This is a genomic window from Rhizobium sp. TBD182 (assembly GCF_001950375.1).
Taxonomy (GTDB): Bacteria; Pseudomonadota; Alphaproteobacteria; order Rhizobiales; family Rhizobiaceae; genus Agrobacterium; species Agrobacterium tumefaciens.
Window position 1 is genome coordinate 724,490 of the sequence record NZ_BDLN01000001.1, and the last position, 14,472, is coordinate 738,961.

The 14,472-nt window shown below is 59.1% G+C and carries 12 protein-coding genes and 1 other annotated feature; of the genes, 8 read left to right on the forward strand and 4 right to left on the reverse strand.

What is annotated here, in order from left to right:
* The coding region (locus T18_RS27505) for a DNA gyrase subunit A (RefSeq protein WP_323455182.1) at positions 1–501 on the reverse strand (501 nt) is incomplete at its 3' end.
* A 229-nt stretch (positions 502–730) separates the two neighbouring features.
* On the opposite strand from T18_RS27505, the gene T18_RS03680 reads away from it, so the two are divergent.
* The gene (locus T18_RS03680) at positions 731–1,921 is read left to right on the forward strand and encodes a hypothetical protein (protein WP_003512485.1); all 1,191 of its coding nucleotides are present in this window, start codon (positions 731–733) and stop codon (positions 1,919–1,921) included.
* Positions 1,922–1,964: 43 nt separating this feature from the next.
* Here T18_RS03680 and T18_RS03685 read toward each other — a convergent pair whose 3' ends face one another.
* From T18_RS03685 to aspS, 3 genes are all read right to left on the reverse strand, one after another.
* On the reverse strand, positions 1,965–3,446 hold the full coding sequence (locus tag T18_RS03685; protein WP_038490617.1) for a SulP family inorganic anion transporter: 1,482 nt from the start codon (positions 3,444–3,446) through the stop codon (positions 1,965–1,967).
* A 74-nt stretch (positions 3,447–3,520) separates the two neighbouring features.
* Positions 3,521–3,576 (reverse strand) — a sequence feature (sul1 is cis-regulatory element that is thought to sense ions involved in sulfur or methionine metabolism; They are found in Alphaproteobacteria).
* Between the two features lie 76 nt (positions 3,577–3,652).
* The gene (gene creD / locus T18_RS03690; protein ID WP_038492767.1) at positions 3,653–5,107 is read right to left on the reverse strand and encodes a cell envelope integrity protein CreD; all 1,455 of its coding nucleotides are present in this window, start codon (positions 5,105–5,107) and stop codon (positions 3,653–3,655) included.
* A gap of 256 nt (positions 5,108–5,363) precedes the next feature.
* Complete coding sequence (gene aspS, locus T18_RS03695) at positions 5,364–7,151, reverse strand: aspartate--tRNA ligase (RefSeq protein ID WP_003512477.1); 1,788 nt, start codon at positions 7,149–7,151, stop codon at positions 5,364–5,366.
* A gap of 180 nt (positions 7,152–7,331) precedes the next feature.
* Between aspS and T18_RS03700 the strand changes: the two genes are divergently transcribed.
* The 7 genes from T18_RS03700 (at position 7,332) to T18_RS03730 (ending at position 14,344) form a co-directional block, all read left to right on the forward strand.
* Entirely contained in the window at positions 7,332–8,603 is a 1,272-nt protein-coding gene (locus T18_RS03700; protein ID WP_038490614.1) for an MFS transporter, read from the forward strand.
* 82 nt (positions 8,604–8,685) lie between these two features.
* A complete protein-coding gene (rnd, locus tag T18_RS03705) occupies positions 8,686–9,846 on the forward strand; it encodes a ribonuclease D (RefSeq protein WP_038490612.1) in 1,161 nt (386 codons plus the stop codon).
* Positions 9,847–9,983: 137 nt separating this feature from the next.
* Complete coding sequence (locus T18_RS03710; RefSeq protein WP_038490609.1) at positions 9,984–10,598, forward strand: hypothetical protein; 615 nt, start codon at positions 9,984–9,986, stop codon at positions 10,596–10,598.
* A gap of 185 nt (positions 10,599–10,783) precedes the next feature.
* Positions 10,784–11,812 carry an adenylate/guanylate cyclase domain-containing protein gene (locus tag T18_RS03715; RefSeq protein WP_003512469.1) on the forward strand — a complete coding sequence of 343 codons (1,029 nt, stop codon included), beginning with the start codon at positions 10,784–10,786 and terminating at the stop codon, positions 11,810–11,812.
* A 149-nt stretch (positions 11,813–11,961) separates the two neighbouring features.
* On the forward strand, positions 11,962–13,317 hold the full coding sequence (locus T18_RS03720) for an esterase-like activity of phytase family protein (protein WP_038490606.1): 1,356 nt from the start codon (positions 11,962–11,964) through the stop codon (positions 13,315–13,317).
* 159 nt (positions 13,318–13,476) lie between these two features.
* Positions 13,477–13,824 (forward strand): hypothetical protein, encoded by a 348-nt coding sequence (locus T18_RS03725; protein WP_013635874.1) that lies wholly within the window; start codon positions 13,477–13,479, stop codon positions 13,822–13,824.
* Between the two features lie 172 nt (positions 13,825–13,996).
* On the forward strand, positions 13,997–14,344 hold the full coding sequence (locus tag T18_RS03730) for a hypothetical protein (protein ID WP_038490603.1): 348 nt from the start codon (positions 13,997–13,999) through the stop codon (positions 14,342–14,344).
* The last annotated feature ends 128 nt before the right edge of the window (positions 14,345–14,472 follow it).

The following is a 14,472-nucleotide window of genomic DNA, read 5'->3' on the forward strand; positions in this document are numbered from 1 at the left end:
CGGGAGGACGACCGGCTCCTCATCTTCCTCATTATAAGTAGCGCGGAAGTCAACCGCGTCCTCGCCGATGCCTTCGAGCAGCAGCGCTGCCACATCGGTCATGCGTGCTTCGGTATAACGATAGGCGGCGGCGCCGTCGCCATCGATATTGCCGAAATTGCCCTGCCCGTCCACGATCGGATAACGCTGCGAGAAATCCTGCGCGAGACGGACCAGCGCATCGTAGACCGACTGGTCGCCATGCGGATGGAACTTACCGATAACGTCACCGACGATGCGGGCGCATTTCTTGAAAGCCGAGTTGGGGCGGATGCCCATTTCGCTCATGGCGTGGATGATGCGGCGGTGAACCGGCTTCAGTCCATCGCGCACATCCGGCAGCGCACGATGCATGATCGTGGACAAGGCGTAAGCGAGGTAGCGCTCTTCAAGCGCCGCCTTCAAATCGACCGGATGAATGTTATCGTCTCCGCCTGACGGAGGTACAAGATTTTTTCCCATGGTGCTTGACTAGCGGAAATGCCGATTCCCGGCAAGGAATTCGGGGTCTCGGCTGTGGACGAAACGACGCCTTTTGTGAGGATTTTTATTAACTGCGTTGCGAATGCCGCAATGCCGCCGTCATACGAATCGATCTAAATCCTGTAGACCTTTGAATAATCGCGAATATAAATGTCACCATTCGCATTTAGAACACGGTGCACATCCGCACATTGAGGGAAGAAACACTATGAGACTGAAATCCACCCGGCAGATTCTTTTCGCAAGTGCCGCGCTTCTCGCGCTTTCCGCACCGGCATTCGCACTGGATGGCAACGACGTTCTGAAAAAGATCAATGCCGCCTACGCCGCGCAGGGCGGTGAAATTGCCGCCGGATCCGTCGCCGTCAACGGCGACACGGTGACGCTGAACGGCGTGACCTTTAATGCGGCTGCCGATCCGGCCAAAAAAATTCCGGTCGGCAACGTCACCCTTGAAGGCGTCGAGGAAAACAACGGCGGCTACAAGATCAAGAACGCGCGTTTCGACAATGTCGATTACAAGCAGGAAAACGTGGAGATCAAGGCCAACGACATCTACATGTCAGGTCTCACCATCCCTGCCGATGCGACGACGGGCACGATTGATGCGCTGATGTTCTACGACGAGGCGCATAGCGGTCCGATTTCCGTTTCCATCGACGGCAAGCAGGCTTTCTCGCTCGAGGAAAGCAGCGCAACGATGTCTGTCAGCGACGACAAGGCCTCGATCGGCTTCGATCTCGACGCATCCGGCTTCAAAGCCGATCTCAGCGAAGTCAACGATCCGGCCACGAAGGACGCAATTGAAAAGCTCAATCTGCAGGCCCTTTCCGGCAACATGACCATGAGCGGAAGCTGGGAAGTCGCCTCCGGCACCGTAGACGTCGAGGAATATGCCATCGACCTCGACAAGGTCGGCCGTCTCAACATGTCGTTCGGTTTCTCCGGTTACACACTCGCCTTCATCAAATCGATGCAGGAGACGGTGAAGGCGCAGGCTGCAAATCCGAACAAGGAACAGGCGGAACAGGCAGCGGGCCTTGCCATGCTCGGCCTGATGCAGCAGCTTTCCTTCGTTAATGCCGAAATCAGCTTCGAAGATGCCAGCATCACCAAGCGCGCCATCGACTACGCTGCAAGCCAGCAGGGTATGACCAGCGATCAGCTTTCCCAGACCATCAAGGGCATGGCGCCCATCATGATGGCTTCGCTCAACGTTCCGGAATTGCAGAACATGGTGTCGGCTGCGATCAACGCCTATATCGACAATCCGAAGAGCTTCTCCATCTCGGCCGAACCGGAAAAGCCGGTTCCCTTCCCGATGATCATGGGCGCCGCCATGGGCGCGCCGAACACCCTGCCGACAATGCTCGGCGTCACGGTGACGGCAAACGAATAGCACAACAAGAAGCCCCGGTTCCGCCGGGGCTTTTTACTTCTGGTCAGTGGAGTGGGGCTGTCGCTCCACCCTGCTTGTCGTGCAGGGCGAAACGGTCGATCATATGGGCGCTCGCTTCGTTGACGCCGATCACCTCGACCGTCTTGCCGGTCTTGCGGAATTTCAGCACGACCTTGTCCAGCGCACCGACAGCCGAAATGTCCCACAGATGCGCCTGTGTGACGTCGATGGTGATCGTTTCCACGTCTTCGGCAAAATCGAAGGCGGCAATGAAGCTCTCCGTCGAGGCGAAGAAAATCTGCCCATCGACGCGGTAGATGCGGTGCCGACCATCCGCGACAAGCTCTGGACGAACGTGGAAGAGTTTTGAAACCTTTCCCGCGAAAAACACGCCGGAGAGAAGCACGCCGGCGAGCACGCCTTTTGCGAGATCATGGGTCGCCAGCACGGTCCCGACCGTCACCAGCATGACGATGCTGGAAGACAGTGGATTGCGGCTGAGATCGAGAATCGAACGCCACGAGAAGGTGCCGATCGAAACCATGATCATGACAGCCACAAGAGCGGCCATTGGAATGATGCGGACAAGATCATCCAACACCAGAATGAGGAACAGCAGGAAGGCGCCCGCCACAAAGGTGGAGAGCCTGCCCCTTCCGCCGGATCTGACGTTGATCACCGATTGGCCGATCATGGCGCAGCCGCCCATCCCGCCGATCAGCGCGGAGGCGATGTTGCCTGTCCCCTGCCCGATGCATTCCCGGCTCTTGTTGCTGCCGGTATCTGTCATGTCGTCGACGATCTGTGCCGTCAGCAGGGATTCCAGGAGACCGACGGCAGCCAGCGCTGCGGAATAGGGAAAGATGATCTGCAGCGTTTCGAAAGTCAGCGGCACCTGTGGCAGGGCGAAGACCGGCAGCGTCGAGGGCAGCTCGCCGAGATTGCCGACGGTGCGGATATCCATGCCGAAAAAAACCGCCACGCAGGTCAAAACGACGATGGCGACCAGCGGCGACGGGATGATTTTCGTGACCAGCGGGAAGAGATAGATGATCGCAAGACCAGCCGCGATCATGACGTAGGTTGCGACAGGCACGCCTATCAGCTCGGGCAATTGCGCCATGAAGATCAGGATCGCCAGCGCATTGACGAAGCCGGTCATGACTGAGCGAGAGACGAAGCGCATCACCCGCCCGAGCCTTGCAAAGCCCGCAGCGATCTGCAGCACACCCATGAGGATGGTCGCCGCAAAGAGATATTGCAGGCCGTGTTCCTTCACCAGCGTCACCATCAGGACGGCTGTGGCGGCGGTTGCCGCGGAAATCATGCCCTGACGGCCACCGGTGAAGGCGCAGACGCAGGCAATGGCGAAAGAAGCGAACAACCCCACCTTCGGATCGACGCCGGCGATGACGGAAAAGCCGATTGCTTCGGGAATGAGCGCGAGTGCGACGACAATGCCGGAAAGCACATCGCCGCGAATATTGGAAAACCACTCACGTCTGTAAGTCTGAAATCTGTTCATTTGATTTTTTCGCAAAGTATGACGCACCGGCCGGAAACGTGTCCGGTAGATTGAAAAAGAATGTCGGTGCTTTGCGTTGTCTGGCGGATCGGCGGCCAGAAGAGCCACCCGGAATTTCACCGGGTCCGTGGTGAATGCTCCACCTATAGACGGCAAAAAAGCGGGCAGCAAGTTGCCTGCCCGCCTTTCGATGCTGGCGATGCGCCTTACGAGGCTTCGCTGCGACCAATATTGGTGTTGTGCTGGGTTGGGCCGGTTCCCGACCAGTCGACCCTGCGGGTTGCGAACATGGTGGCAGCAATGGCGATGAAAGATATCAACGCGCCGGCCAGCAGCGCATATTCATCCTCATTCAGAACCAGATACATGACCCCATAGGCCACCGCCAGAACCGTAAACAGGGCTATCCCGTTCTGACGGCTATCGGTTGCGCTTCCGAGATAGGAGGAGATCAGGAGCGCTGTCAGAAGCGACGCCGCAGCATAGGCGATGGTGAAGCCCGTATGTTCCGCAAGTGCGAGCAGCAGCACGTAGAAAACGATCAGCGCCAGCCCCGTCAGCACGTACTGGATCCAGTGCACGCTGCTGCCACCCCTCAGTTCGACGATGAAGACGGCCAGGAACACCAGAGAGATGAAGCCTATCGAATATTTGAGTGTCCGGGCGATGATCTGGTAGAATTTCACGGGCTCGACGAGGTTGATCCTCATCAGGCTGTCGGTCAGCGGCAGGCGCGAACTCTCGACCACGCGGTCTATGCCCCTTGCGAGATAGGGGATCGTCCAGTTGGCCGTGAAATCCGAGGCTGTGACGGTCTTTTCCTCCGGCAGGAACAGGCCTTCAAAGCCGGGATGCGGCCAGTTGGCCTTGGCCGCCAAACTGGTGGTCTGGCCGGCGGGCGCGACGGCAAAGCTGCCGGAACCATTCAGGGAGAAGGCTATATCGAAATCGAAGCCTTTCTCGACAAGGCCTCTTTCGATCGATCTGTGCACGCCGGCATCGGACCTGATGGACATGTCCTGCGCACCCGTGCGGGGCGCTATGACAGAGATATCACGCATGCCGGGATCGAACGGCAATACGGAACCGCCATCGATCCTGACACCGGCGCTCGAGCGAATGCCGGTCATATCCTGTATGCTGAGAACGAGAATGGCGCTGTCGAGGCGGGGCGTGCCGGAGAAGCGGGCGAGATCCTGAAGGATGCCGGCACCGAACCGGCCTTTGAGGACAAGGTCGCCATTATAGACCGGCAGGCTGTAGATCGACAGCCGCTTCTCCTCGGTCTTCAGATCGGCCGTGACATCAAGCGTTTCCGGCATGACCAGCGCCCATTCGGTCGTGCGATCGACGATGCTCTGGCCGTTCACCTCGCGGCGTCTTTCCACGTCGAAAGGCACGGCGAGATAAGGGCCGTTCACCACCTGATCGCCACCCCAGCCGCTGGCGATACGGCCCGAAACATCCTCGGCCCGCGAGGCGCGCTCTTCCGTCAGCGCCCAGACGAGAAGCAGCGGTACGAGCAGAACCATCGATATGAAACCGATCATCAGAAACTTGGCGCCCGGTGAGCGCAGGCTGGCGGCGAAGCCGTTGCGAGGCGGGGCTGGCGGCATCTGCCCACCGGCCGGGGCGAGGTCTTTTTCCGATTCATGTGCCATTCTGAAATCCTTATAAATATGATCGCGCCGCAACCCCAAGCGAAGTTCGGCCGGCGCTGTCCCAAGTTTAAAATCCCCGATAGTCTTTGCGTCCCCAAAATGAGCGCAAAACTATACTGGGATCGGATTCCGGCTGATTACGTTCGGAATTCCGTTAAACTCGCGGTAAAATTGTGACTTTCACACGTTCGTTGCAGAAACAGAAAGGGCCGGCGTCGCCGCCAGCCCTTTTGTTCAAAACCCGTGGCGGTTGAGATCAGTCCTTCTTGGACGGAACCACGCGCAGCGCCAGCTCGCGAAGCTGGGTCGGCGTTGCCGGCGACGGCGCGTTCATCAGCAGGTCCTGCGCCTGCTGGTTCATCGGGAACAGCGTGATTTCGCGCAGGTTCTTCGCACCAACCAGAAGCATGACCACACGGTCGATACCGAAGGCGCAACCGCCATGCGGAGGCGCACCGTACTGGAAGGCGCGGTAGAGACCGCCGAAGCGCTCTTCCACGTCGCTCTGCGACAGGCCGACCTTTTCGAAAGCCTTGACCATCAGCTCGGGCGACTGGTTACGGATAGAGCCGGAGGCGATTTCGAAGCCGTTGCAGACCGCGTCATACTGGAAAGCCTTGATGGAGAGCGGATCCTGTCCTTCCAGCGCTTCCATCCCACCCTGCGGCATGGAGAATGGGTTGTGGGCGAAATCGATCTTCTTTTCTTCGTCGTTGTATTCGAAGAAGGGGAAATCGACGATCCAGCACATTTCGAAACGGTCGCGGTCAATCAGGTTCAGCTCGTCGGCGGCACGGGTGCGCGCCTCGCCGGCAAACTTGTAGAACTTGGCGGGATCGCCCGCGACGAAGAAGCAGGCGTCGCCCGCCTCAAGGCCAAGCTGCTGGCGCAGCGCCTCGGTGCGTTCCTCGCCGATGTTCTTGGCAAGCGGACCGGAGCCGGCAACCTTGCCTTCTTCTTCCTTCCAGAAGATGTAGCCGAGGCCCGGCTGGCCCTGGCTCTGCGCCCAGGCGTTCATGCGATCGCAGAATGCACGCGACCCACCGGTCTTGGCCGGGATAGCCCAAACCTGCACCTTGGGGTTGGAGGCGATCATGTTGGCGAAAACCTTGAAGCCCGAGCCATCGAAATGTTCGGTCACGGCTTCCATGACAATCGGGTTGCGCAGGTCCGGCTTGTCGGAGCCGTATTTACGGATCGATTCGTCATAGGGAATGCGCGGCCATTCTTTCGTCACCGGCTTGCCTTCGGCAAACTGTTCGAAAACGGCCGTCATCATCGGCTCCATCGTGGTCCAGACGTCTTCCTGGGTCACGAAGCTCATTTCGACGTCGAGCTGGTAGAATTCGCCCGGCAGACGGTCTGCACGCGGGTCTTCATCGCGGAAGCATGGAGCGATCTGGAAGTAGCGGTCGAAACCGGCCACCATAAGAAGCTGCTTGTACTGCTGCGGGGCCTGCGGCAGCGCGAAGAACTGGCCTTCGTGGATGCGCGAGGGAACGAGGAAGTCGCGCGCGCCTTCCGGCGAGGATGCGGTGAGGATCGGCGTCGTATATTCGGCAAAGCCCAGATCGCCCATACCCTTGCGCATGGAGGAGATGATCTGCGTGCGCTTGACGATGTTCTTGTGCAGGGTTTCGCGGCGCAGGTCGAGGAAGCGATACTTCAGGCGAACATCTTCGGGATATTCAGGCTCACCGAAGACCGGCAGCGGCAGTTCCTTGGCAACGCCCAGAACCTCGATCTCCTGCGCATAAAGCTCGATCTCGCCAGTGGCCATGCCCTTGTTGATGGTGTCTTCGGACCGCGCCTTGACGAGACCGTCAATGCGGATCACCCATTCACCGCGCACGGTTTCCGCAACCTTGAAGGCCGGGCTATCGGGGTCGGCCACGACCTGGGTAATGCCGTAGTGGTCGCGAAGGTCGATGAAGAGAACGCCGCCATGATCTCGCACGCGATGAACCCAACCGGAAAGGCGAACGGTTTCGCCGACGTCGGACTTGCGGAGAGCGGCACAGGTGTGGCTGCGGTAACGATGCATTTTAATATCCTGGAGCGTGTCGTGGGCCAGATGGGCGGCACTGTCGAAATTTGCCGGAAAAGCGCATGACCAGCCCGATTTGTCAAGGCAAAGCACAACAATGTCGCGTTCAGCCTGTCCTTTCGCGCACCTTCGCTTTAGATAGTGCTTATTCAGCCCGCCAAACCGAGTCGGCCCGCAATGAGCCAGATCAGACCTCTTATCCCGCTTCTCGTCACCGCCGGCATTCTGATTGGCGGCAACGGTCTACAGGGAACCTATATCGCGCTGCGGGGCCTGTCCGAAGGGTTTTCGGCCAGCACCATCGGCCTCATCAGCGCCGCCTACAGCATCGGATTCGCGCTCGGCTGCATTTCGGTGACGCGCCTTCTGCGCAAGATTGGCCATATCCGCACCTTCGCCACCATGGCGGCGGTCGCATCGGCCGCCTCGATCGCCATGCCGCTTGTCCTTCATCCCTTGTTCTGGATGTTGATGCGCTTCGTCATCGGTATTGCGGTCGCCTGCCTTTTCGCCGCGATCGAAAGCTGGATCAATGCGCAGGTGACGAATTCCAACCGTGCGCGCACGCTGTCCATCTATCGTTTCGTCGATCTCGGTTCCGTGACGCTCGCCCAATATATCATTCCCGTCGCCGGCATTGACGGGCCTGTGGTGTTTTCGCTGATCGCCATGGCGCTCACGCTGTCGCTGGTGCCGATCTCGATTGCCGACAAATCCAACCCCGCGCCGCCGAAACAGATCCCGTTCAATCTTTTCGCGGTGTGGCGCATCTCACCGCTTGCCGTCGTCGGCTGCGTGGCTGTCGGCCTCAGCATGGCGGCTTTTCGCAACATCGGGCCAATCTATGCCGAACAGATCGGCCTTTCCGTCACCGCCATCGCCACCTTCATGAGTGCGGGCATCATCGGCGGCGTGGTCTTGCAATATCCGCTCGGCGTCTATTCCGACCGTTACGACCGCCGCATTATCATTCTCGCCACCACGGCGTGCTCCGTGATTGTCGGTCTGTTTCTCGCCCTGTTCGCCGGCTCGGACGAATGGAGCAACATCATCGGCGTCTTCGTGTTCGGCGCCTTTGCCCTGCCGCTCTATTCACTCAGTTCCGCCCATGGCAACGACCATGCCAAAGAGGGCGAACATGCGATGGTGTCTGCCGGGCTGCTGTTCTTCTGGTCGGTGGGTGCAACCGTCGGCCCGCTGCTCGCCTCCGTCCTGATCGACCGGTTCGGTCCCAAAGCGCTGTTCAGCTATACGGCCGCGATCCAGATCGTTTTCATCGCCTACACCATATACCGGCTTAGGGTGCGCGAGGGAGTACCCGTTGAGGAGCGGAACTGGCGGTTCCGCCCGCTTTTGCGCACCTCGGCCTATTTTCAGAAGCTGGCCGCCCCTGCACCACCCAAAAACGACGGGCCGACGCCAAAACCACCTGAGAAAAACGATCCTTGAGCCTTCAAAAGCGGGCTTTGTATTGACATGCGCCCGGCAAAGGGAAAGTAAGACGGATAATTTTCACGAGTGGCCATTTGCAATGATTGAAACGACTGCCGCCCTCGCCGAAGCCTGCAAGGAACTGGCGAAATCGGAATTCATTACCATCGACACCGAGTTTCTGCGTGAAACGACCTTCTGGCCCGAGCTTTGTCTCGTGCAGATGGCGAGCCCTACCCTTGAGGTACTGGTCGACCCGCTCGCCAAGGGCCTCGACCTTACGCCGCTGTTCGAACTCATGGCCAATCCCGATGTCGTGAAGGTTTTCCATGCGGCGCGTCAGGATATCGAAATCATCTATCATCTTGGCGGGCTTATTCCGCACCCGATCTTCGATACGCAGGTCGCGGCCATGGTGTGCGGTTTCGGCGATTCGATCTCTTACGACCAGCTGGTCCAGAGGATCAAGAATGTGCAGATCGACAAATCCTCACGTTTCACGGACTGGAGCCGCCGCCCGCTGACGGAAAAGCAGCTGGATTATGCGCTGGCCGACGTCACCCATCTGCGCGATGTCTATCTGGCGCTCAAGGCGCAGCTGGAGCGTGAAGGCCGCTCGCTTTGGCTGACCGAAGAGATGGACATTCTGGAATCGCGCGAAACCTATGACATGCATCCCGACGATGCCTGGCTGCGGTTGAAATCGCGCCTGCGCAAGCCGACTGAACTCGCCATCCTCAAATTTGTAGCAGCATGGCGTGAACGTGAGGCGCGGTCGCGCAACGTGCCGCGCTCACGCGTGCTGAAAGACGATGCGATCTTCGAAATCGCACAGCAGCAGCCGAAGGACACCGAGGCGCTGTCGCGGCTTCGCACCATCCCGAAGGGCTGGGAACGCTCCTCCTCCGGCACCGCCATCATCGAGACCGTGAATGCGGCGCTGGCACTTCCGAAAGAGGAAATGCCGAAGGCGCCGCGTCACAGCCACGCACCGGAAGGCTCCGGCGCTGCCGTGGAGCTGTTGAAAGTTCTCCTGAAGCTGACGGCAGACAAGCACGGCGTCGCAGCAAAGGTCATCGCCAACAGCGAAGATCTGGACAAGATCGCTTCCGAGGGCGAGGCTGCCACCGTGGCAGCGCTGACCGGCTGGCGGCGGGAACTGTTTGGCGATGTGGCGCTGAAGCTCATCAATGGCGAAGTGGCATTGCGTTTCGCCGGCAAGAAGGTCGAGGCGGTTGATGTGGCGGTGAGCGAGGCCTGATCGCCCGCGCCTCGCGCAGTTTTGCGCGTTGTGCGGACGCGAAAGCGCCTCTGCTTTTACCGGACCTGCGCCAACCCAAATTTTGCCCGCATCGCGGTCCATCTCTTTGCAGATGGTCTCGCTTTGAGGGTATTTCCATGAAACCTGCCCGTGCTCTGCTGTTGGCCGCATCTATCGCGGCCGCAGGCATTTTCCCTACTTTTTCATCCACGTCAGCGCGCGCCGATGACGGCAAGGTCGATCTTCAGGGCGAATGGACGACCGATTGCCTTAAGATCGGCAAGAACGATCGTCACGGCATCGTCACGCGCATCACCATACGCGGTGGCCGCATGCATGCTGTCTCACAGATTTACGCCCGCAGCAGCTGCCAGCAGCCCACGGTGCAGGTGCGTTACGAAGGCACGCTGGATGGTGGCCTGAAGGACAACGACAGCATGCTCTTTGCCCATACCGTCACCTCAATCGCCATGACACCCAACGACCCCGCGGTTGTCGAGGATTATAATGATGACCCGAAGGGTACCGGCTGCGGGTTGACTGGCTGGAAAGAGAATATTCCCTTCGATGTCGATGGCCGGACCTGCGCGGCCATCACATTTGCCAGCAAGGGAGAAACCCTGTTCGACCGGGCATGGATAGACGGCAACCGGCTGCGTTTTGCCGCCTTCCCCGTCACATGGTCGAACCGCTCGCCGGACGACCGTCCGCAATCCCCGCTTGAAACGGTCTATTACAGAACATCCTATTAAGTAGTATAGCCGGGTGCACAGCCCTTTTGCGGCAACGGGGCAACAGCCTTTCCAATCCTTCATGTGACCTTACGGAATGGTCACTTTTTGCAGCGCATTTTCCACATTAATGTCGCATATGACCTGAACAGAAGCTTCGCCTGACGGGGGCACGACGCTTCCCTTCCCCGAGATCAAGAACCGACATGAGAAAATTGCTGCCCATTCTGGATTACGTGGTGCTCTTCGTTGCCGTGGCCGGCAGCGGCGTGGCCTACGCGTTTCTGGAATATGGCGGCGGCGCGCTCATTGGCGCCACCTATGCGCTGTTCGCCTGTGCGCCCATCCTCGCCTTCGAGCGTGGTTACGTGCTGCCCGGTCTGTCGCGGCAGGTAAGCGCATTGCCGACACCGGCCTATATTGCCGTGGGCCTCATCATCTATGCCGTCCTCGTCTTCTGTGGCTTCGGGCTTGGCGGTACCATTCTGTGGGTTAGCGGCATATTTCCCGGCACCTGGAAACGGGCGGTGCATGCCGAGGTGCAGACACTGATCTTCACCCTCATCGTCTGCGGCATCATCGTTTTCATCATGCGCGTGCGCGAACTGCTGGGCCGTGACATCTTCATCGATCTCATCCTTGGGCGCTATCGCCGTCCAGTCAGCGAGGACCGCGTCTTCATCTTCATCGACCTCGTCGGCTCCACTTCGTTTGCCGAAACCCATGGCGACCTGAAGGCGCAGGAGTTTCTGGGCGAAATCTTCGCGAGCTACGCAGCCCCCGTCAGAAGACATGGCGGCGTCATTGACGACTACATCGGCGACGCGGCCATCATCACCTGGCCCTATCACATGGCGATAAGGCGGGCAGCCTGCGTGCGCTGTGTTTTCGATATCCAGGCGACCATCGAGGACAAGCGCGACATGTGGCTCGCCCGTTTCGGCGAAGTGCCGCGCCTTCGCTTTGCGATTCATGGCGGGCCCGTCATAACAGCCGAAATCGGCGTCGATCACCACAAGATCACCTATTTTGGCGACACGGTGAACACCACTTCGCGGCTCGAATCACTGAGCAAGATGCTCGGCCATCCCGTGCTGATTTCGGCCGATCTCGCCCATCAGCTGGTGCTGCCCAAAGGTGTGCGCAGCGAATATCTCGGCGAACATGCTGTCAAGGGACGCGGGCAGACGCTCGGCGTGTGTACGCTCAGCCAATATCAGGCCCCAGCCGCCTGAAAAAACCCTGAAAACAAACGGGTAGCTTCGTTTTCCGAGGCCGCCCGCCATCAAAATTCATCAAAGCTTCAAACTGCAATCACCTGCCTGTCATGTGGCACCCCTATCGCCTCAGTCCTGTCTTCAACAGGCATTGAGGGGTCTCCACCATGAAGCATATTCTTTTCGCACCTTTCGCCGTTCTTGCGCTCGCAACCGCATCCCATGCAGAGCAGGAGTTTCCGGCAAAGCTGGTCTCGCACGCCATTCTGCCCGCCAACACCATCATCGCAGCACCTGCCGATGCGCCGGAATACCTCAAGACATCCGCCAAGTTCACGACGGCCGACCGCAAGCGCGCCGAGGGTCTCGGCACCGTGCCCGGCAAGGATGGCGTTCGCCCGACCGGCCTCTCCATGCCGTTCAACGGCCAGGCCATGCAGGGCTTTTCCGGCATCAAGGCCATGGAGGACGGCAGCTTCTGGAGCCTTTCCGATAATGGTTTCGGCTCGAAGCTCAACTCCAGCGACGCCATGCTGATGCTCCACCACATCAAATTCGACTGGGATGCCGGCAAGGTCAACGCGCTGGAGACGGTGTTCCTTTCCGACCCGGACAAGAAAGCTCCCTTCCCCATCGTCATGGAAGGTTCGACCAAACGTTACCTGACGGGCGCCGACTTCGACGTCGAATCCATTCAGCCCGTTGCCGACGGCTTCTGGGTGGGCGAAGAGTTCGGTCCCTACATCCTGAAATTCACCCGCGACGGCAAGCTGACCGACGTCATCGCAACCAAGGCCGGCGATATCGAGGTGAAGTCCCCGGATCATCCGACCCTGGCACTGCCCGGCAACCCCACGCAGAAAATGCCCGCTTTCAACCTAAAACGATCAGGTGGTTATGAAGGCATGGCGCTCTCCAAGGACGGCTCGAAGCTTTACGGCCTTCTCGAAGGCCCGCTCTACACCGCCGACGGTCAGGTCGAAAAGACCGAAGACGGCTCAACCGCCCTTCGCATCATCGAACTCGATACCGCCAAGAAGGAATGGACAGGCCGCACCTGGCTCTACCCGCTGGCGCAAGGTGGTGAAGCCATCGGCGATTTCAACATGCTGGACGAGAGCACCGCGCTGGTCATCGAGCGTGACAATGGCGCCGGCACCGCTGACAAGGCCTGCGCCGACCCGAAGAAGCCGGACGTAAACTGCTTTGCCGTACCTTCCAAGGTCAAGCGCATCTACAAGATCGAATTCAACGACGCCAATGCCGGCAAGGCGGCGCGCAAGATCGGCTATATCGATCTGCTGAAGATCTCCGATCCTGATAACAGGAAGCGTCAGGGCGGCGGCAACGGTTTCTACGACATGCCGTTCGTGACCATCGAGAATGTCGACCGTGTCGACGCCACCCATATCATCGTCGGCAACGACAACAACCTGCCCTTCTCGGCCGGCCGTGCGCTGGACAAGGCTGACGACAACGAGTTCGTCCTGCTGGAAGTCAAGGACCTTCTCGACGCGAAGTGAGGAAAGGAGTGCCGGAATTCGTTCCGGCACCGTCAGCGCATCGGCGCAAGCTCAACTGAACGGAGCGTTCCTGCGGCCTGAAAAAGGAAGCGAGGCGCTCCGTTACTGTACCGACCCAACCTGACCCGGAACCCGGTTCCGAAACAGGAAAGACCCGTCATGCAGGACAATGCCGAACGACTGTATTACGCCCTGAGGAAAAGCTGGTCACTCGAAACCAGCAGCCTGTGGTCGAGAGAAAACCCAGCCAGGGGACAAGGCGGCGTTACAGCTCTTGTGGTGCAGGATATTTTCGGTGGCGACCTCGCCAAAACCGTCGTTAGCGGCGCCGACCATTTCTACAATATCGTCAACGGCACCCGCTGGGATTTCACCTTCACCCAGTTCGATATTCCGGTCGGTTACGAGGACAGGCCCGCCACCCGCACGGAGGCGATGGCAAGGGCCACGCCCCTGCAATATGCCTATCTCAGCGCCTGTATCAGGAAGGCGCTGGGGCACTGCTGACCCGTTTGCCCATGCGCGCCAGTCGATTGTGGTTTTGCCCCACCGAATCCGGCATGGCGATCAGCTATTGAGTGTAGTTTCAACACTGCGATCTAGTCTTTCCCGCAAAGCCGACACAATCCATGCGATAGTATCGGTGAGCGAAATGGCGCACCGATAGGAGAGAGGTTCGATGAGTGAGAGTTGCCCGGTTCTGACACCGGCTGAGCAGCAAGTTCAGGATATATTGGAACGGACGGAAGCGGCGATGATGGCCACCATTCACGCAGCGCTTGAGCGCGCCAGCAAACAGGCCGCCGAGGAACTCCAGGCCGTTGGCTCGGAAATACAGCCCCCGCCACATGACTATTTCGCCGCCGTCGCTCACCAGCAGCTTTTCCTGCTGTTATGCGGGGCCGACCCGGACACATTCGAGGGCGGAGACCCCGAAATCGCAGGTCATATCATTCGGAACGCTCAAAACATATCCGACCACTACTGGCAGAAGAAAAATGCCGCAGCGGATGTTTCGGGCAACTGACAGACTCTGCGTGAAGGCAAGATTTCGCTCCACGCGATGCAACACGCACAATCTGCATTTTTAGAGGGAATGGCCGGCCCGACCGGCTCCCTCGGCCTTTCCCACGTCACATGTCCTTCATCATCCCC